General features: G+C 40.2%; 8 protein-coding genes. 5 read left to right on the top strand and 3 right to left on the bottom strand.

Going from position 1 to position 19980, the window contains the following annotated elements:
- The first annotated feature begins 212 nt into the window (after positions 1-212).
- A complete protein-coding gene (locus tag ACE1AT_RS02400) occupies positions 213-1643 on the top strand; it encodes an O-antigen ligase domain-containing protein (protein WP_374865717.1) in 1431 nt (476 codons plus the stop codon).
- 346 nt (positions 1644-1989) lie between these two features.
- On the opposite strand, the gene ACE1AT_RS02395 is transcribed toward ACE1AT_RS02400, so the two are convergent.
- The gene (locus ACE1AT_RS02395) at positions 1990-3372 is read right to left on the bottom strand and encodes a cytochrome P450 (RefSeq protein ID WP_374865716.1); all 1383 of its coding nucleotides are present in this window, start codon (positions 3370-3372) and stop codon (positions 1990-1992) included.
- Positions 3373-3563: 191 nt separating this feature from the next.
- Positions 3564-6458, bottom strand: coding sequence for a methyl-accepting chemotaxis protein (locus ACE1AT_RS02390; protein WP_374865715.1), 2895 nt, complete (start codon positions 6456-6458; stop codon positions 3564-3566).
- A gap of 1442 nt (positions 6459-7900) precedes the next feature.
- On the opposite strand from ACE1AT_RS02390, the gene ACE1AT_RS02385 reads away from it, so the two are divergent.
- Positions 7901-10483 (top strand): tetratricopeptide repeat protein, encoded by a 2583-nt coding sequence (locus ACE1AT_RS02385; protein ID WP_374865714.1) that lies wholly within the window; start codon positions 7901-7903, stop codon positions 10481-10483.
- A 7-nt stretch (positions 10484-10490) separates the two neighbouring features.
- Here ACE1AT_RS02385 and ACE1AT_RS02380 read toward each other — a convergent pair whose 3' ends face one another.
- Positions 10491-11018 (bottom strand): COP23 domain-containing protein, encoded by a 528-nt coding sequence (locus ACE1AT_RS02380; protein WP_374865713.1) that lies wholly within the window; start codon positions 11016-11018, stop codon positions 10491-10493.
- 137 nt (positions 11019-11155) lie between these two features.
- Between ACE1AT_RS02380 and ACE1AT_RS02375 the strand changes: the two genes are divergently transcribed.
- The 3 genes from ACE1AT_RS02375 (at position 11156) to ACE1AT_RS02365 (ending at position 19976) form a co-directional block, all read left to right on the top strand.
- Positions 11156-15304 (top strand): filamentous hemagglutinin N-terminal domain-containing protein, encoded by a 4149-nt coding sequence (locus ACE1AT_RS02375; protein WP_374865712.1) that lies wholly within the window; start codon positions 11156-11158, stop codon positions 15302-15304.
- Entirely contained in the window at positions 15294-17093 is a 1800-nt protein-coding gene (locus tag ACE1AT_RS02370) for a ShlB/FhaC/HecB family hemolysin secretion/activation protein (protein ID WP_374865711.1), read from the top strand. Before ACE1AT_RS02375 ends, ACE1AT_RS02370 begins: the two co-directional genes overlap by 11 nt.
- 198 nt (positions 17094-17291) lie before the next feature.
- Entirely contained in the window at positions 17292-19976 is a 2685-nt protein-coding gene (locus ACE1AT_RS02365; RefSeq protein ID WP_374865710.1) for a CHAT domain-containing protein, read from the top strand.
- Positions 19977-19980 lie beyond the last annotated feature (4 nt).

Below are 19980 nucleotides of genomic sequence, written 5' to 3'. Positions count from 1 at the left end.
TGTCGCCAGGGATGAAAAAGGGACAAGGGGGAGGGGGACAACTTCTCAGTTATCAGTTATCAAATTAAACTGGAAACTGTTAACTGCTTCATGCCCAATGCCCAATGCCCAATGACGACCCTAACGAGTTAACTTTCTTTGTGCCAACCCACTTACACCCACTTTCAAGTCACAATTGATCCAAAATCTTAAATTTAAAAATCCAAAATCGAATGACTTATAGGCAGGGTAATTTGACTAGTTACGCAACAACAAGCTCAGAACAACAACAAGCACCTCGTTTGGGTTGGTTAGCAATTGTAGGGCTAGTGCTGGTTGTAGTGGTATCTATTTTCGCTGGTGGTGCAGCCGCTCGCCCAATTTATCTTGTAGGTACTTTAGGTGTAGGGGTTTTCCTCTATCTACGGTATCCCCTTCTTTACATCGGCTTGACTTGGTGGATGTGGTTTCTTACACCCTTGATTACTCGCCTCATAGATTATCGTAGTGGTTTTGATGCCAGCCGCTCTTTATTAGTATCACAGTATTTAGTAACTCTTCTCACCTTACATACTGCTTTAAAAAACCTTCCCCAATCGGCTCGCAAAGGTGGGATGCCCTTTGTACTAGCCTTCTTGGGTGTATTTTATGGCTTTATGATCGGATTTGTGAAAACTACACCCTTCACCGCAGCTAGGGGTATGTTGGATTGGTTAACCCCGATTAGTTTTGGTTTCTTCATATTTATCAATTGGCGAGAATATCCTCAGTATCGTCAAACCATTATCCGTACCTTTGTGTGGGGAGTTTTAGTTACAGGAATTTACGGCGTCATCCAATTCATGATTGCTCCAGAGTGGGATAGATTCTGGCTAGAAAGTATCAAACTCACAAGCTTTGGAGATCCTGAACCTTTTAAATTGCGGATTTGGAGTACGATGGCATCACCTGGCCCTTTTGCCAGCATGATGATGACGGGCTTACTGTTGTTATTCACTACTAGTGAATTTGTGCGTATTCCAGCCGCAGCAGCTGGTTACTTAGCATTTCTGCTGACGATGGTGCGGACTCTGTGGGGATGTTGGGTAGTAGGAACGTTAACCTTGCTGTCTTCTCTCAAACCACAAATCCAAATGCGACTGATGGTGACTGTTCTGATCATGGCCATCTGTGTTGTACCATTGACGACAATGGAGCCATTCGCTGAAGTAATTGCCACCCGCTTAGAAACTTTTACCAATCTCGAAGATGATAACAGTGCTCAGGTTAGGCAAGGAATTTATCGAGATGGTTTAGGTAAGGCGATGACTAACATTTTAGGTAACGGCATCGGCAATACATTCATTGTGAATGAAAAGGGCGTTTTAGAACCGATTGTGATCGATAGTGGGATTTTGGATATGTTTTTCACACTCGGTTGGTTCGGCGCTATCTTTTACCTGGGCGGATTGATTTTGCTGTTGTTTCAAATCTTTCAATTCTCAGAGCCTCGCTTCGATCCTTTTATGGCTGCGGCGCGTGCTATCGGTCTTGCCAATTTTGCTACCCTACCGCTTGGTAGCGGTATGCTAGGAATTTCCGGTATGATTCTCTGGGGATTTATGGGCATTGTCTTGGCAGGACACAAATATTATGTCAAGCAACGAAATCCTGGGATAAACTAACTATTTGTAAATCAGGTTTTGCGACTCGTAAATCAAGTTTTTGAGTTTTAAATTAGCTTCACAAGTCATAAAACAGATTTTTAATACAAAAATCTGGCTGAAATCTTGTAAATCTCTTATTTTCATCAATTTTCACTAGAATGTGTTCCAATACTGCTTCAAGAAGATAAATCTATTGGCATTTAAAACCTGTAGAGACGTTGCACTGCAACGTCTCTACATGACAAAATTATGCCGAAAAATAAACGTATTGAGACTGCTTCTACCCTGCGGGAAACTGACGTAACGGAGCATCGCAGGCGTGTTTTTTTATTTTGGGATACTTCCAACTTCAAAGTCTCAAAATTTACCCAGAAACAGCTTCTGGTGTGGGAGACACAACTTGACGCCGATTTTTGACAACCATTTGAATGGGGCGATTTGGCCCTGTTACTAAACCCCGACGCTTTGGTTTGACATCAAAGTTATCTACTAGCGCCAATTCTAAATTTGAAAGGATTGTCGCCAGTACTAGCTTCATTTCAAATTGAGCAAAAGCGTCACCAATACAGCGCTTTGCACCACCTCCAAATGGTAAAAATTCGTAGGGTGAAAATTGCTTCTCTAAAAACCGTTCTGGTTTAAATTGCTTAGATTGTGGGTATAAATCTTCACGTTGGTGAGTGAGATAAATAGACCCCAAGACTCGTGTACCCGGTTCTAGATCATATCCACACAAAGTTAGAGGTTGTTGTACTACCCGTGGAAAGGTAAGCATTCCTACAGGGTAAATGCGTAAGCTTTCGTTACATACAGCATTTAGGTAGGGCAATTTCAAAATAGTATTAGAGCTAGTATCAGAGCCAGAGCGATCGCCAATGGTATCAAGTTCTTGCAATAGCTTTTCTCGTACTTGTGGGAATTTGTGAATCCAGTATAATACCCAAGTCAAAGCTGTGGCGGTAGTTTCATGACCTGCTGTTAACAAAGTCATTAATTCATCACTTAACTCTGCATCTGTCATCGGTTGACCTGCTTCATCCCGTGCTGCAATCAACAAACTCAGAACATCTGTACGCGATGAGTCAGCTTGTTCTCGACGTGCTTGAATTTCTGCATGTAGAAGTTGGTAAACGCGCGATCGCCGACGTAGGAAGATTCCCCAAGGTGTCAACGGGCCTAAATCTTTTTGCAACACTGGAAAATAAAGCATCAAGGCTCGTAAAGGCGAACTCCCGCCGCGATTGAGCATTAAAGTCAAAAGTTTCTCTAGTTCTTGGGCGTGGGGACTATCATACAACCCAAATACTGCTTGCATGATCACCCGCATAGTGATAACCTGCATAGCAGAATGAACATCAAAATTTTGGCCTATTTGCCACTGACTAATAACTTCCTCTGTAACTTTGCTAATTACCTGAGCGTAGGATCGCATTCTCTCACCGTGAAAAGGAGGCATCAACAACTGACGCTGACGCCGATGCACTTCACCACTCACAGTAATTACAGAATTCTTACCGACAAAAGATTCAAATAACGGATCGCCTGGAGCTGAAAATTCTTTAGTATCGCTAGTCAACATCTGCTGTAGCGCTTGGGGATTGCTTACCATAACTACAGGTTCTGTTAACTGTAATGTAAAGATATCCCCATAACGTTCAGCACAGTCTTCCATATAGGTCATGGGACTGTTGATCCACTGGAATGTCTGTACTAGGGATGGGGTTTTTGGGCCGTTTGGTAGTTTCATAGGCTTTTTTCGCTTGTTGTGTGTCTGCTCTCTAGCACTGCTATCAAGTGTAGTAAATTTAGGTGTGACGGGAGTTTGGTAGATTTAAGTTTGTTTGCAAGCGATCGCATAATTAGGTCGAGATACTCAAACTACTGACAAGGGTCATTATTTGTCCTACCCCAATTCCCCATTCCCTGTTCCCTTTTAAATTACTGAACCTTGAAATTCTCCACAGTTGCTTCCAATTCTTGAGAAATTCCTACGGTTTGCTGCAATGATTGAGAAATATAACGTGATGATTGACTTGTGGTTTGTGAGACTTGGGAAATTTCTGTGATTAATTTGGTTACAGCTTGTGATGTTTCGACTTGAGAAACAGTGGCTTGGGAAATTGATTGTACTAACTCATCAATTTGATGAGAAACTGTGAGAATTTGGTTGAGGGAGGTTTTAGCATTTTCGACGATGCGAGAGCCTTCGACTACCTGGGTAGTTCCTTGTTCCATTGCTTTGACAACTTCGTTGGTTTCCCGTTGAATATTTTCGACAATCTGTTTAATTTCTTGGGTAGCGTCAGAACAGCGTGCTGCTAATTCACCAACTTCTGTTGCAACTACCACAAAACCTCGGCTCCCTTCACCAGCTCTAGCAGCTTCCAGCCCAGCATTGACTGCTAACAAGTTGGTTTGCACAGCAATCTCGTTAATTAAGGAGACTATTCGCGAGATTTGTTCTGAAGAATCGCCAAGGCGTTTGACTTTTTTGGCTGTGTCGTCGATAGTCGATCGCAAGTTAGATATTTTTTGTACCGTCAAATCCATTGCTGTTTCGCTTTTTTGAGCAGTATTAGAAGCTGTATGGGCAATTTCAGCAGCTTTTTGAGCATTAATTGCAACATCTGCAATGGAAAGTGTCATGCGTTCAACACTATCGAGGGTACGGTTAATTTCCACTGCTTGTTTGATGGCTTCATTCGCAAGTTGGCGGATTGCACCTTCGTTTTTACCAAGGGATGCATTCACCTGAATTGCAGAGGTCTTGACTTTGGTGACTATTTCTCTAAGATTCTCAACAATGGTATTGAAGAAGTCTGCAATTGTCCCGATTTCTCCCTGGGTGACTTCTGCATACACCGTCAAATCACCTTTAGATGCTCCTTCAATATCTCGTAGCAGCTTGACAATTTGTCGTTGCAATGCTTCTTTTTGTTGACTCTGCTCGATCGCCAGTAATTCTGCACGAGAACGGGCTTTTTCGGACTGTTCCAACATGTATGCTTGTTCGAGCGCGTAACCAATGGGAATTGCAACCTGCTTAAACAGATTTATTTCTGATTCTTGCCATTGGCGAGGACTAGAACACTGATGAGCGATTAGTAAACCATATAGCTTATTATTGAGCAAAATCGGCGCTACTAAATTCGCTTGCACTTCAAAGGCTGCAAGTTGACTAATGTGACATTTGGTTAAACCTGCTTCGTAAATATTTTCTATAGCTTGGACACGACCTCTTTGATACTTGTCTATGTAATCTTGAGCAAAACAAGGATCTGCAATCTCTGCACCTAAAGCACTTGTCCATTGATCATCAACACACTCAGCGACAATTGTTCCTACCCAATTTTGATCAAAGCGGTAAACAACGACTCGATCTACTTGCATAGCTGCTCGCATGGTTGTTACTGCTACGTTCAAAATTTGTGCAGTGTTGAGCGATCCCCGAATGCGAAAGGTAATGCTATTGACTTGCTTGGCGATCTTGGCTTCATTTTCCTGCTGTTCAGCTTTTTGGGCAATTATTTCTGCCATTTGATTAAAAGCTACACCTAATTGACCGATTTCGTCATTTGTGCGAATCTTGACTCTGACAGAGCGATCGCCATTCGTCAATTTTTGGATGGCGTCTTTGATCTGTTTTATTGATTGAACGGTATTCCGCTTCAATATATATGTCCAAATTCCAATCACAATTAAGGCAAAAACTCCTGCTAAGGTGTATTGCAACCAATTTTGTCTAAGTAAATTTTGCAGTTCAACTGGTTTAGTTACCTGCATCAAAACAGCTACTGACCGATCCTTCGTGCTTACAGAGACATTGCCTTTATTTGTGACAATAGTGATGTTAGGAATTGCTTTGGCTGCGATCGTGTAGGCTTGGTGAGCAATGGCTATTTGGCCAGTGACAATTTCACCTGGACGTAGTGCTGCTTGTGCAAGTATTGATTTCTCTGATAAGTTTAGATTTGATGTCACTTCAGTTAAGCTTGTTCCACTACTTTGATCCAGTGTTGTAGCCAAAACAAATTCCCCTGGTTCTTTGTTTTTATAAACAGCGCTGTAACTTTCATCTCTTGTTAATGCTGAAGTTGATTGCGCGTTAACCTGTTGTTCATCCACAATATCTCCAGCCACTAAAACTCCGATCACTTGATGATTTTGTGGAGATTTGACAGTAGTCAAAGTGTAGCGAATCAAAGCATCTTGGTTTGTTAATTCACTTCTAATTAAAGCTACTTCTGGCTCTAATTTAGACCAATTAACAACAGCGTGAGCTTGAATTAAGCGAGGATGTTTTAACACTCTGCTGACTAAGCCTTGAGGATCAAAAATTTTCCCTTGAATATTGGAGTTGCTATGGGCAATTATCCGTCTGTCTTGACTAACTAGGGTGACATATTCAACATTTAAATTCTCAGCTTCATTTTGAAGAATTTGCCTCAGTCGGCTATGATCATTTTGTTTGTGCTGGTGATTTGATAAGTAAACTTCAGCCGCGTCAATAATAGCAGTATTATTTGACTGACTCTGCAAATTAAATGTGATTTGATTTAATTTGAGATGATAATTCAAATCTGCTAGATTGAGTTCTGACTTTGCCTGTTTAAGTGACTGAGTCTGAAAACTGCGATTAATGATTACAGTCGAGCTAATACCTAAGCCAACAATAAGACTTAATTGAGACAAAATTAAAACTGTCAGATTATTGCTGCTGATTGGAAAACTGACAAATCTCTGCCATAGAGATTTTTGTAATTTTGAAGTAGTTACTTTAGTTTGTGTAGGTCTAAAAATATTGTGGTACTTACTGCGATGAGTTTTAAGCATTGCTCGTGTGTTTCAATTAAACTAAAATATCTCATGTCACTGAAAATAATTTTCATACATCACTCAGTTAAAATGTGATGTTTTCTAATTTCCAAAATTAACGAGTGAAAACATGTTTTATGTTTTCTAATCAACTTCATGAATGCATAAACAGACTCTGTTTGATTCTATGACTATGACTTTGAGCAAACTGAACAAATACAGACGAATGCAACACTAATTACAATCTTTCAGCAAATTAAGCTACATCCTATTTTTAGGATAGAAAACAAGTACCAAATTTTCAATTTGGACGACAAAATTCCTACTAATTCCTCAAACCGAGGTCTAGCCTAAAGGAATTTTTTGCCGAGTCAGAATAATTTAAATATTACTTAAGGGAAACACACTCTAAATCAAAAAGTAGGAACACCCAGTTTTGCTATTTTTTAGCTTGTTAAGCTTTTAACTTTAGCTGAATAATTAATATCATTTTGCATGAATATTGATCTTAAAGTATTTTGGCAATTTTTTACAACTATTTTTATGATTATCTTTCTTCAAAAATTAAATTTGAAGTTTTCACATAGTCAAATATATAACCTATTAAAAATCAGAGTACTAGTCTGTCAATTTAGTTTTGAGCGATTATTTTTCTCCGTGTTATCCTGTCAGCGCCTGCTGGCGTCAAAAATTATCGCTGATTCAATTTTGACAGAGTAGTACTGAGTCTACTAGTAAAATGTAATTAGAAGTAACTAATGTAACTATATTCATACTTATATTTATCCAATTATTAGCCCTAAATTAAAGTTTCGGCTAATAGTCTAAGTTCGCTAATTAAGACAGCGCAAATAACCAAAGGTTTGTAGTCAGGACTTTAGTCCTTTATTGAGGACTAAAGTCCTGACTACAAACTTATTTCAAGAATTTTACGTTACTTAATATAGTTTGATTTCTTTTCACCGACCTACTTAAAGCTGGCTAGAAACCGGTTTTTAAGCTGTTGTAATCGATTTTAGCTTTTAGCCTTTTGCCGAAACTTTAGTTCATGGCTTGATACAAGATATACTTTGCAAGGTCACAATTTGAGCTTTTGTGATGCTGTAGGTGCTTGGTACGGCTTCAAGGCAGAGTAGCATCTAGACTCTACCCTACGGGGAGCCGCTACGCGTCTATGTAACGCTTGCAAATGACAGTTTAAAGTGCAGTACACATCCGTGTATGGATGTTTCGTCAATATTGTTTTGTAGCTTTTCTTATACACGTAAGTATATTTAATATTTACAACATATAGATAGATGCCAGAACTCAAATAGAATGGTTATGAGAAAGTAGCCTACACAAACTGTGTACACTAAAATTAACCAAAAACTTGACTCCTTCTCCTTGGTAAGGAGAGAGGGGTGAAGTTACTTTAAAATCAGGTTGAAAACTCTAAAAACAAACTTGCTCAATTAAGTTTGAACTCAACTAAAGTCACAGGCGATCGCTTCTCAAAACAAACCGAGTTACTGAATCGGGGGTTAGCAGTGCAACAAGAAAACATCCAAGAACTTAGTTCTCATTATCAATCGACTGTGAAATTGAGTTGGGTTCACCAAGATTTAGCGCATTTGCGACCTTTTATTCGCAGCACCATTAAATTATTCAAATTCGGTGAAAAAGCTAGTAACCCGGAAATTTTAGTACAAGAGGTGCTGGCGTGGACAAGCGCTCAACCTTTTCTAACCCAAAAGGTTTGTCAATTGCTGTGTGATTATGAAACTTTTATTGTGGCTGGTGAAGAAGCAGCTGTAGTTGAGCAGTTAATCCAAAATCACTTGATTGCAAATTGGGAAACTCAGGTAGCTGCTGAACATTTACAGACAATTCACGACGGTTTAGTTGCTAATCCAAGATGTAATTCGATCTGGTTGCTGCGATTGTATCAGCAAATTTTGCAGGAAGGAGAATTACTAGCTCACGATAGTCCAGTTCAAACAGAGTTGTTGAACTTAGGATTAGTAATTAAACAAGACAATAAATTAAGAATATCAAACCGCATTTACCTATCTATTTTTAATTTGAATTGGGTCGAACAAGAGTTAGGGCGTTTGCGACCCATGATTCTTAATACTACTAAATTATTTCAATTAGATGAAAAAGCAACTCATCCAGAGATTGTACTTGAACAAGTATTGTTTTGGACAGGTTCTCAGTCTTTTCTCACCCAAAAAGTTTGTCAATTGATCTGTGACTATGAAAATTTTATTGCTGCTGGTAGAGAAGCAGCTGTAGTTGAGCAGTTAGTGCAAACTCGTTTGATTGCAAATTGGGAAAGTCAGATCGCTGCTGAACATTTGCAAGCGATTCAACAAAGTCTAGTCCAAAATCAATTTTGCAATCCTGTACAACTGCTAAGGCTGTATCAGCAAATTTTGCAGCAAGGTGAATTAACGCCTCAAGACAACCCAGTCGAAACAGAGTTATTGAATATAGGATTAGTAGTTAAACAAGATAATAAATTCAAAGTAGCCAACCGGATTTATAAATCTATTTTTAATGTTGATTGGATCAATCAAGAATTAGAGCAATTACAACCTTTGATCCAGAATACAATTAAAATTTTCAATTTACAGGAAAAAGCTATTAACCCAGAAATATTAGTGCAAGAAGTGCTGATGTGGACAGGTTCTCAGCCTTTTCTGACTAAAAAGGTTTGTCAATTGCTGTATGAACATACAAATTTTATCGCTGCTGGAGAAGAAACATCCACAGTTCAGCAGTTGGTGCAAAACCGTTTGATTGCAAATTGGGAAACTCAGATAGCTGCTGAACATTTGCAAAAAATTTCCGACGATTTAGTTGGCAATCAAAAATGTAATCCAATATGGTTATTGAGATTGTATCAACAAATATTGCAACAGGGAGAGTTATCACCTCAAGATGACTTAGTTGAAATAGAGTTATTGAATATAGGATTAGTAGTTAAACAAGACAATAAATTAAAAGTAGCCAATCGGATTTACCAATCTATTTTTAATTTAAGTTGGGTTGAACAACAGTTAGCAAATTTGCTTGAGGTTTCACCTGCAATCAACCCTATGATTAATGCTAAAAAATCATTTTCAGCATTTGCTATGCTTGAAGCCAGAAATTTTATTTCTAATCCCAGAAGCATCATTATTAGAGTTATTTGGTTGTTACTAGCAATAGCTGGATTTAGCGCCCTTTGCTTCAATATTTATAAAAATATAGAGGTAAATATTATTTTCCAAGAAGGTAATGAACTATTTAATCAAGGAGAATATAAAAAGGCGATCGCTAAATATGACAAACTTCTAAACATCGATAGCAACTACTATCAAGCTTGGACTAACCGAGGTTATGCCCTCGCTGGTTTACAAGAATATAACAAGATGTTAGAGTCTTGCTCTACAGCTACGATTATCGAACCAAAAGCTGTCTATGCTTGGAATTGTCAAGGGGAAGCACTATATAACCTGCAACAATACTATGAGGCGATCTCAGCTTTTGATTCAGCCTTGACTCTTGACACCAAAGACCCTGTATTTTGGATTAATAAAACTGAATCATTATTAGCATTAAAACAATTTGATACAGCGCTGGTCACTATTGATGCAGCAATTGAGCTGCTACAAGAAAAGCAAAAACTTAATCGTCAAGGAAATATGACCAGACAATTAGCAATTGCTTTTAGTCATAAAGGTAAGGTGTTATGGCAGAAAAAACAATATAAAGAAGCACTTGCTGCTTTTGATCAGGCTTTAGTCAACGATCCAAAATATTTTACTGCTTTGCGGGGAAGGGGTTTAGCATTCCAAAGTTTGAAGCAGTACAAAGAAGCGATCGCTCAATTTCAAGAAATGCTGACTCAATCTCGGCTCACAGATGCTCAAAAGGCTGAAACTTTATACTACATGGGACTAACTTATTGTCAATCTTCCCAAGCTGATGAAGGGCTTGCTGCTCTCGAAACAGCTCTCAAACTCAAGCCAGATTACCAAGCAGCAGAGCAAGCAAAAATCAAATGTACTCTATAATCCTAAATTATTTCCATGGCCACCACGAAGGCTTGATATCAGTGTACATTTTACCAACCGTCCTAGAATCAGGGGGTTGTGATTGCTTAAAATCACTACCAAGCATCTGGTATAAGGCTTGAGAAGAATTTACCTTTTCATCAAGGGCAAATAATACCTGAGCGCTGTAGTGGTTGCAACCAATACCCCTGCGTTCTACAGCACAAATCACAGGTTGAGCGTTGGATTTGTCGTTAGTCAGGTACTTGGCACGACCTGTTTGATATAGTGCTTGCAAAGTCTTAGCTGTTTTCTCACAGTTTTGCACCGCAGCTTGGGATGAAAAATATTCAGGTAAGAAACTGAGAATTGTTAAATCTTTGACGTTTTTTTGCTCGGAAAAGCTAGCAACCACCGTAGGTGTTGCAGTATCTGTCTTACACGTCACCTTCATGGTATATGCAACTTTGCTGGGTTGAGCAACCACTGCTAAGGCGGGAGATGCGAGTATGGTACTCATTCCCAATGTAGTCACCCAATATAGGCATTTGTTCATAAAGTTGTTTCCTTATATATTGACTAAAAATTTAGTCTTAATATACTATTTTTTAGTTAATTTTACTTAAGTGATACATAAAAAGAGAACTAAAATAAGTTTCAATTATTTTCATCTGTATAATTTTATTTTTAAAGATGGAACAGGTGGCTCAACGTCTTTTATTGACTATAAATACTGTCATTTGCTGTCTATTTGCTAGTAGTTTAGCTCAAGCCCAAATTTCTCCAGATGGAACTTTACCAACCAGCGTCAATCAGGTTAATAATGTTTTTGAAATTACTGGAGGAAGACAAGCTGGTAGCAACCTATTCCATAGCTTTCGAGAGTTTTCCGTGCCTCCTAGCACTGAAGCTTTTTTTAAAAATACTGCCAACACTAATAGTATTGTCAACATCATTAATCGAGTCACAGGTGGTTTAGGTTCTAATATTGATGGATTAATAACAGAAAATTATGGGGCAAATTTAATTTTGATTAATCCCAGTGGGATTAATTTCGGCCCTAACGCCCAACTTAATATAGGCGGTTCTTTTTTGGGAAGTACAGCTAATAGTATTAAATTTGCTGATGGGACAGAGTTTAGTGCTACAAATATTCAAAATTCACCCTTATTAACAATTAGTGTACCAGTTGGTTTGCAATTTGGTCAAAATCCCGCAGCAATCAATGTTCAAGGCCAGGGTCACACTTTATCAGTTGAAAGTCAAATTTTCTCACCTTTTACGAGGAGCGATACTACCGGGCTGAAGGTACAACCTGGGCAAACTTTAGCTTTAGTCGGGGGGGATATCACCTTAGATGGTGGTGTTCTTGTAGCTGAAGGAGGACGGATTGAATTAGGTAGTGTAGGTGGAAATTCTTTCGTTAATCTTACTGCTAATCCTGGTCAAGTTTGGAGTTTGAATTATACAGGAGCGCCTAGTTTTAATAATATTGACATGCGATCGCGCGCCATCACAGATACCAGTGGAGTTGGTAGCGGTTCTATCCAGTTACAAGGTAGAAATATCACACTTCAAGATGGATCAGCCGTATTAATTCAAACCCAAGGGACACAATCAGCAGGAAACATCAACGTTAATGCATCTGAATCTTTGCGATTAATTGGTACCACACCAGATGGGCAAATTTCCACCAATATATTTGCTGAAACCATTGGAGGTGGCAAAAGCGGAGACATCAATATTATTACCCCGCGCTTAGTAGTGCAAGATGGGGCGGTTATCTCTGCTGCTACTTATACTCCTGCTCCTGGTGGTAATGTCAGTATAAATGCTGCTGAATCTGTAGAAGTAAATGGATATTCATCAGTAAATCCCAATCGTTTTAGTGTGATTTCTGCTGCCACCTACGGTGCTGGAAATGCGGGAACACTGACAGTCTCAACCAAACGCGTCACAGCAACAAATGGAGGTAACATTGCATCGATCACAGCTGGAACTGGCTCAGGCGGAAACCTAGTTGTAAATGCATCGGAATTAGTCGAACTGGTTGGTTTCACACCATTTGTCTTTGCACCCAGTCAGATCACAGCTGGAACAGGCGGACCCGGAGCAGCAGGAAATGTAATAATTAATACTAAACGTTTGGTAGTCAAAGATGGAGGTAGAGTAGATGCTTCTACCTTGGCTAGTGGTCCTGCTGGAAGTATTACAATCAACGCCAAAGATGCAATAGAAGTGAGTGGCACAGTACCAGGATCTGTCAATCCCAGTCTGATTGTCTCCTCTGCCAATATCGTTGATCCTACCTTGCAGCAATTATTAAGACTGCCTCCCTATCCTTCTGGGTCTTCTGGAGATGTGACAATTAACACAGGTAAATTGAGCGTTACAGACGGCGCTCTGATTACAGCAAGCAATAATGGGTTTGGAGCCTCTGGAAACATCAGAATAAATGCTCGTTCGATTTTTCTGGATAACGGAGCCAGTATCATATCGGAATTGGGTACAGCAAATGCGATCGGACAGCCTGCTATTTTTTCCCCTACAACTTCGCCAGTTCTCAAGGGTGGGGACATTGCAATTTCAACCCAGCAATTAGATATCCGGGGTGGGGCTAAAATCTCCACTAGCACTTTTAGGAATGCAACAGGCGGGAATATTAATGTCGATGCTCCTGAATCAGTGCAAGTGTTTGGAGTTTCACCGATTAATCCTGCATCGCAGAGCTTGATTAGTGCTTCAACTTTCGGTTCTAGCAATTCGGGAAATGTGACTATTTCAACAGGGCGACTGAGTGTTGTTAACGGGGGATTAATTACCGCCGGCACCTTTGGAACTGGTTCTGGGGGAGATGTAACCGTTAATGCCACTCAATCAGTAGAAGTTACTGGAGTAGAACCATCCCGGTTTTTACCAAGCATCGTCGGAGTTTCAACGTTCAATGGTGGGAATGCTGGCAACTTGAGCATCACTGCACCCAAAGTCGTAGTTCGAGGTGGTGGTAAAATTGATGCTTCCACTTATGCGACTGGTTCAGCAGGAAATGTTACCATCAACGCACCCCAATCTGTAGAGGTGACTGGCACGGCCCCAGGGGGTCGCAATCCCAGTTTGATTGGCTCTGGAGCGATTATTGAGAACGAAACCATTCGACAGATTCTTGGAGTACCTCCTGTCCCCAGTGGAGTTTCTGGAGATTTGATCATTAACACAGGTAAGTTGAGTGTTACTGATGGAGGGTTAGTGACAACGAGTAATCAAGGTTCAGGAATCTCTGGAGACATCAAAATAAATGCTCAATCTGTTGTTCTTGATAATGGTGGTGGCATTACATCAGAATTGGGAGGAAACTCCAGAGGAGGACGGCCTACTTTCTTTTCTCCTTTCACTTTTAGAAGTGACATAGGCGGAGATATTAATATTTCAGCCCAAGAATTAATAGTTAAGAACGGTGCAGCTATTTCAACTGCTACCTTTACGAATGCAGCAGGTGGTAATGTCAATGTGAATGTCTCAGGCTTAGTGCAAGTAGACGGGTTTGCAGCTTTCAATCCTAACGCGCTGAGTTTGATCGGTAGTTCTACGTTTGGTTCTGGACGCTCAGGAGATGTCAATCTCTCCACTGGGAAATTGCAGGTTCTCAATGGGGCGAGGATAGGCGCAGGTACTTTTGGTATTGGCTCTAGTGGAGACAGTATCATTAATGCTACAGAATCGGTACAAGTCATTGGTAAAGAACCAAGTCAATCAGTAGGTAGTTTAATTGGTGTTTCGACGCTGAACATCGGTAATGGTGGTGACTTGACTATTAATACACCAAAACTGATCGTCAAAGATGGCGGTAGAGTTGATTCTTCGACTGCTGCCAGTGGTTCAGCAGGAAATGTTACCATTAATGCCTCTAAATATGTCGAGGTTGATGGTAAATCCAGTCTGATCAGTGCTGGTGCAAATATTGAGAGTGAAATTGCCCGACAACTTTTTAGACTTCCGCCTGTACCGAGTGGTTCATCTGGTGACGTGACAATCAACACACCAAAATTGAGGATCACAAACGAAGGTCAAGTGAACGCGAGAAACCAGGGAACAGGTAATGCGGGCAGTGTCAGAATCAATACCAACTCTACTTTTTTGGATAGTAGAGGTAGCATCACAGCTGCAACCACATCCGGTGAGGGTGGCAACATTTTCTTGCGGACAAATTCTTTAGCCATGCGTCGTGACAGCCAAATATCTGCGGAAGCAGGCGGCACTAGTAACGGTGGTAACATCACGATTACAGGCTTTAGTCCGGCTGATTTTGTAGTGCTATTGGAAGGTAGCAAAATAACTGCTAATGCATTTGAGGGTATGGGAGGAAATATCAGTATTAATACACAAGGTCTGTTTGTGTGTCCAGAATGTCAGATTAGTGCTAGTTCTCAATTAGGAGTAGATGGACAAGTAGAAATCTTGACACCAAATACTAGTACAAATCAGGAAGTTCTTGACTTGCCGCAGGAGATTACTAAGCCGGAAGAAGTGGTGGCACAAGTCTGTCCAGCTGACAAAAAACAGGGGCAGAGTGAGTTGATCCTCACTGGGCGCGGAGGATTGCCACCTCGACCAAGTGAAGCACTCAGTAGTGAAGCATTACTGAGTTTTGAATCTTACCCTAGTCAAGGAGAAAATATTTCTGGTAGAGCGATCGCCACCAAAACCAACCAAACGCAACAGTTACCACCAATCGCCAGAGGTTGGTATGTTAACTCCAAAGGTGCAGTCATCCTGACAGCAGCTACCCCCACACCTACCCCCTACAGTTCTGGATTAAGTTCATCGTCATGTCATGCTAATTAGAAAGAACTCACTGAGACGTAAAGAGGTGGGAACACCGGGACGCAAAGACAGAAAAATACAGGGACACAAATTCTCTTCATCTACCAATCCGATCACCCTACTCCCCTTACTCTCCCTACTCTTCAATACATCTTCTGCTTGGGGACAGCCGATCAATCCGGTGACGCCAACACCAGAACAACCCCAACCTCAGCCTCTACCACCTTTAGAAAAACCACTCCAGGTTCCACCGACAGCACCACCAACCCCTGACGAAATCCAGAATGTACCAGGGACAATTGTTGTGCAAAAATTTGAGTTTGTTGGCAGTACAGTTTTTAGTCAACAAGAGTTACAGCGGGCGACAGCTAATTTTGTCGGTAAGTCGATCACCTTTGCGGAACTGCTGCAAGCTGCAAATCAAATCACTCAACTTTATCTGCAACAGGGGTATATTACATCTGGAGCCTACATACCCAGTCAAGAAATCCTATCGGGGATCGTTAAAATTCAAGTATTAGAAGGTAGCCTAGAAAACATCAAAGTCAACATCGTCAAAGGGCGGTTAAGTCGCAACTATGTGCGCGATCGCATTGCTGTGGCTGGTTATAAACCACTAAACATTAATCGCCTACAGGAATCACTGCAATTGTTACAACTCAATCCTCGGATTGAAAGATTAAATGCCGAACTCACAGCTGGCACCAAACCCGGTACTAATTTATTAGAAGTAACAGTTGTCGGCGCAGATACTTTTAATACCAGCCTGATTTTAAATAACCACCGTAACCCCAGCATCGGCAGTTTTGAACGTGGTATTGACTTCTCAGAAACTAGTTTGTTGGGGTTAGGAGATGAATTTACTTTTGGTTATCGCAACACCGATGGTAGCAACAGGTTTGAGGGCAGTTATAACTTCCCAGTCAATCCCCGCAATGGGACTATTGGGTTCACCTACCGGATCACCAACAACAAAATTATCGAAGCACCTTTCGATGATTTGGATATTAAAGTAGACTCTCGCGAGTATGAATTTACCTTTCGTCAACCAGTAATTCAAAAAGCAACCCCCAAACTCAGCCAAGAACTGGCCCTTGGTTTTGGGTTTGCAAGACGAGAAACCAACTCCTCTATTCTGGGAGTAGACTTTCCCGTTTTCTCTGGTGCAGATAACAATGGAGAAACCCGAATCTCGGAATTAAACTTCACTCAAGAATGGTTACAACGTGGTAGCCAAGCCGTCTTAGCTGTAAATTCTGAAATTAGCCTGGGTATCAATGCTTTTAATGCCACTGTTAATGATGATGAGCCGGATAGTGAGTTTTTAGTCTGGCGGGGACAAATGCTGTATTTGCGCCGCTTGGCACAAGCAACACCTAGATCAACAATCTCTCCTAGCCTGCTGTTACGTTCCAGCATACAACTAGCCAGCGATTCTCTAGTTCCTATTGAACAATTTAGTATCGGCGGCCCCACAACCGTACGCGGCTACCGTCAAGATGCCTTAGTGACAGACAATGGTGTTGTTGCCTCCGTAGAAGCACGAATACCTATCTTCCAAACTCCAGAAGCAAAGGGAGTTTTACAGATTGCACCATTTATTGATTTTGGCATCGGTTGGAACACAGGTAGAAGTAGTCCAGATCCGAATACCTTGGTAGGGTTGGGATGTGGTTTACTCTGGCAGATGGGAGAAAATTTTTCCGCCCGCTTAGACTGGGGTATTCCTTTAGTCGATATTGCAAATTCAGAGGGTAGAACATGGCAAGAAAACGGCGTGTATTTTCAATTGGAATACAAACCGTTTTAATGTTGTTTAAATAAATTTCATTGAAACACCAAGACACTAAGACACTAAGTACAGCTTTGCATTAATTCGTAGGGATTTAAAACGCAGAGGGACGCAGAGTCTTGGTGCTAAATTTTCGCCATGAATTTATGCAATTTTGTACTAAGAAGACTGTGCATCTGTGGTCGATTTCTATAACCCGATTGAGGTGAAAAGCTTATGATTATTAGAAAATACCGTCGTCTAATTATCTTATTGATTTCAGCCCTATTTGGATTACTTTCAACTTTAAGTCTTCCGGCTTGGTCGAATTCTAAATCAAATCAGGCGCTACAACTAGCACAGCAAGGACAACAAAGTTATAACATCGGCAACTTTGATCAAGCGATTCAGCTTTGGCAAGCAGCAGCTCAAGCTTATCAGCAAATGGGCGACAAAGAAGGTGTGACAAAGAGCTTGATTAATCAATCCCAAGCTTTGCAAGAATTAGGATTGTATCCTAAAGCTTGTAAAACTCTACTCCAAGCCTTTGCTGTTGCTAATCCCACATGTAACCCAGCCCAGATAGACAAGTTTCTCACGAATATTACCCAACAGCAAAATTCTCTTTCACTCACTCAGGCTACTGGTTTACGTAGTCTTGGTGAAGTTTTCCGCAGACAAGGGTTGTTAGAACAGTCTCAGAAAGTTTTGCAATTGAGTTTGACAGCGCTAGATAAATCACCCCAATCAAGTGCTGTGTTGTTAAGTTTGGGTAATACCGAACGGACTTTAGGAAATCAAATTCGCGATCGCTGGGATTATGAACAAATTACAGCAATTATTGACCAAAAATCTCAGGACGCAGCCTTAGCACCTGATCAAAAAGCTTTTCAATACTATACACAAGCAGCAGCCGTAACCTCAGCTCCAGCAATTGTCAAAACTCAAGCACAACTGAATCACTACAAACTTTTACTAGAAAATCAAGCTTGGTGGCGAGAACAAACAAATCGCCGTATTGTTTCTTGGTCGAGATTTGGTGAGTCTAAGTTAATCGCACGTGCTAAAGATTTTTTGTCTGAGTTGGAATTAAAACTAAGTCAGGATGTACAAACTTTGCAAAGTCAAATTGAGTCTTCCTTGGCTACTATTACTCCATCTCATGCAACCATTTATGCTCAGATTTACTTTGCTGACACTTTGATTAATACAGAACAAGCAAACAAAGCCAAATCTATTTTGGATACAGCACTTCAACAAGCACGGACTTTAAAAGATCAACGTGCAGAGGCTTATGTTGTAGGCTATCTGGGGAAAGTTTATCAGCAACAAAAAAACTTAAGTGAAGCGATCGCTCTGACTCAACAAGCTCTAATGTTATCTCAATCACGAAATACTACAGGCGATGGGCGAGAAATTACGTATCTTTGGCAATCGCAATTAGGTAGTTTGCTACAAGAAAAAGGAGAAAACAAAAGAGCGATCGCAGCTTACACCGCAGCATATAATACTCTCCAATCCCTACGTACTGATTTAAATGCTAATAATCGAGATGTGCAGTTTAATTTTGTTCAAGAGGTCAAACCAGTTTATACAGAACTAGCGAATTTACTCTTAAAATCAGAACTGAGTGAAAGTGAATTGAGTTCTTTAGTAATTGCAAATCCCAATATTAACCAGTCAAAATATGAGCAAAATCAACCCAAGAATCGTTTAGAATTTGCTCGTCGGGTGATCGAATCTTGGCAATTAGCAGAACTTGATAACTTCTTTCAAGATCCCTGTTCCCAAGAAACAGATGTTGCAGTTCAGATAGACGATATTGATTCTCAAGCAGCTGTTATCTACCCAATTATTTTTCCAGATCGCTTAGAAATTATTCTTTCTTTGCCAGGAAAAACTTTACAACAAGTCACAATTCCTGTGAGTGAAGAGAAAGTTAATAACACTCTGGATCGACTTTATGACTACTTAGATAACGTCACTGTCAATAACTCTGCTCGCAATATTCTATCGACTTCTAACCCAGATCCAGAAGAATTAAAAGAAAATATTCAGGCAATATTACCAATATTCGGACAGCTTTATAATTGGTTAATTCAACCTTTAGAACCACAGTTAAATGCCAAGCAAATCAACAACTTAATTTTTGTACTCAATGGAAGATTACAAAAAGTGCCAATGGCAGCTCTATATAATGGTCAAGAATATTTGATTGAGAAATATGGCATTGCTCTAGTGCCAAGTTTACAACTAATTGATACCAAATTTCTCAAGCGAAAAAACATCAAAGTCTTAGCTGCTGGTGTCAGTAAACAAATTCAAATCCAAGGAGAAATTTTTCCGGCATTAGTAAATGTGCCAAAAGAATTAGATGAAATCAAGCAAGCTTTTCCAACTTCGCAAAAACTTCTCAATCAAGAATTTACTACTACAACAATTCAAAAGAAACTAAAATCTAATTTTCCTGTTGTTCACCTCGCAACTCACGGATTATTTAGTTCTAATCCGCAAAAGAATTTTATCATTACAGGGGATGGTAAAAGTATCAGTATTAATGAGTTGAGTACTTTATTAAAAGAGCAGGAAAATAATTTAGAATTATTAGTGTTAAGTGCTTGTGAAACTGCTACTGGTGATGAAAGAGCGATGTTAGGTTTAGCAGGAACAGCTGTTCGTTCTGGCGCACGCAGTACTCTTGCAACTCTCTGGCCTGTCAGTGATGCTTCCACAGCTCAACTCATGGGTGAATTTTATCAAGAATTGAAAAAACCAGGAGTACAAAAATTAACTGCTTTGAGAACAGCGCAATTATCACAACTGGAATCTATTCGCAGTCAGCCTTTATTTAAGCAATTGAAGTCTTTACCACCTCATCCTTATTTTTGGGCTTCCTACGTTTTAGTAGGAAATTGGCAATAAAACT

Source organism: Pelatocladus sp. BLCC-F211 (genome assembly GCF_041928655.1).
Taxonomy (GTDB): Bacteria; Cyanobacteriota; Cyanobacteriia; order Cyanobacteriales; family Nostocaceae; genus Pelatocladus.
Note: the sequence above shows the minus strand (reverse complement) of the source record. Positions and strands in the feature narration are given on the sequence as shown.

Excerpts from the sequence above, each read along its gene's own strand:
- ACE1AT_RS02400 (WP_374865717.1), top strand. The coding sequence starts at position 213 with ATGACTTATAGGCAGGGTAATTTGACTAGTTACGCAACAACAAGCTCA.
- ACE1AT_RS02395 (WP_374865716.1), bottom strand. The coding sequence starts at position 3,372 with ATGAAACTACCAAACGGCCCAAAAACCCCATCCCTAGTACAGACATTC.
- ACE1AT_RS02390 (WP_374865715.1), bottom strand. The coding sequence starts at position 6,458 with ATGCTTAAAACTCATCGCAGTAAGTACCACAATATTTTTAGACCTACA.
- ACE1AT_RS02380 (WP_374865713.1), bottom strand. The coding sequence starts at position 11,018 with ATGAACAAATGCCTATATTGGGTGACTACATTGGGAATGAGTACCATA.
- ACE1AT_RS02375 (WP_374865712.1), top strand. The coding sequence starts at position 11,156 with ATGGAACAGGTGGCTCAACGTCTTTTATTGACTATAAATACTGTCATT.
- ACE1AT_RS02370 (WP_374865711.1), top strand. The coding sequence starts at position 15,294 with ATGCTAATTAGAAAGAACTCACTGAGACGTAAAGAGGTGGGAACACCG.
- ACE1AT_RS02365 (WP_374865710.1), top strand. The coding sequence starts at position 17,292 with ATGATTATTAGAAAATACCGTCGTCTAATTATCTTATTGATTTCAGCC.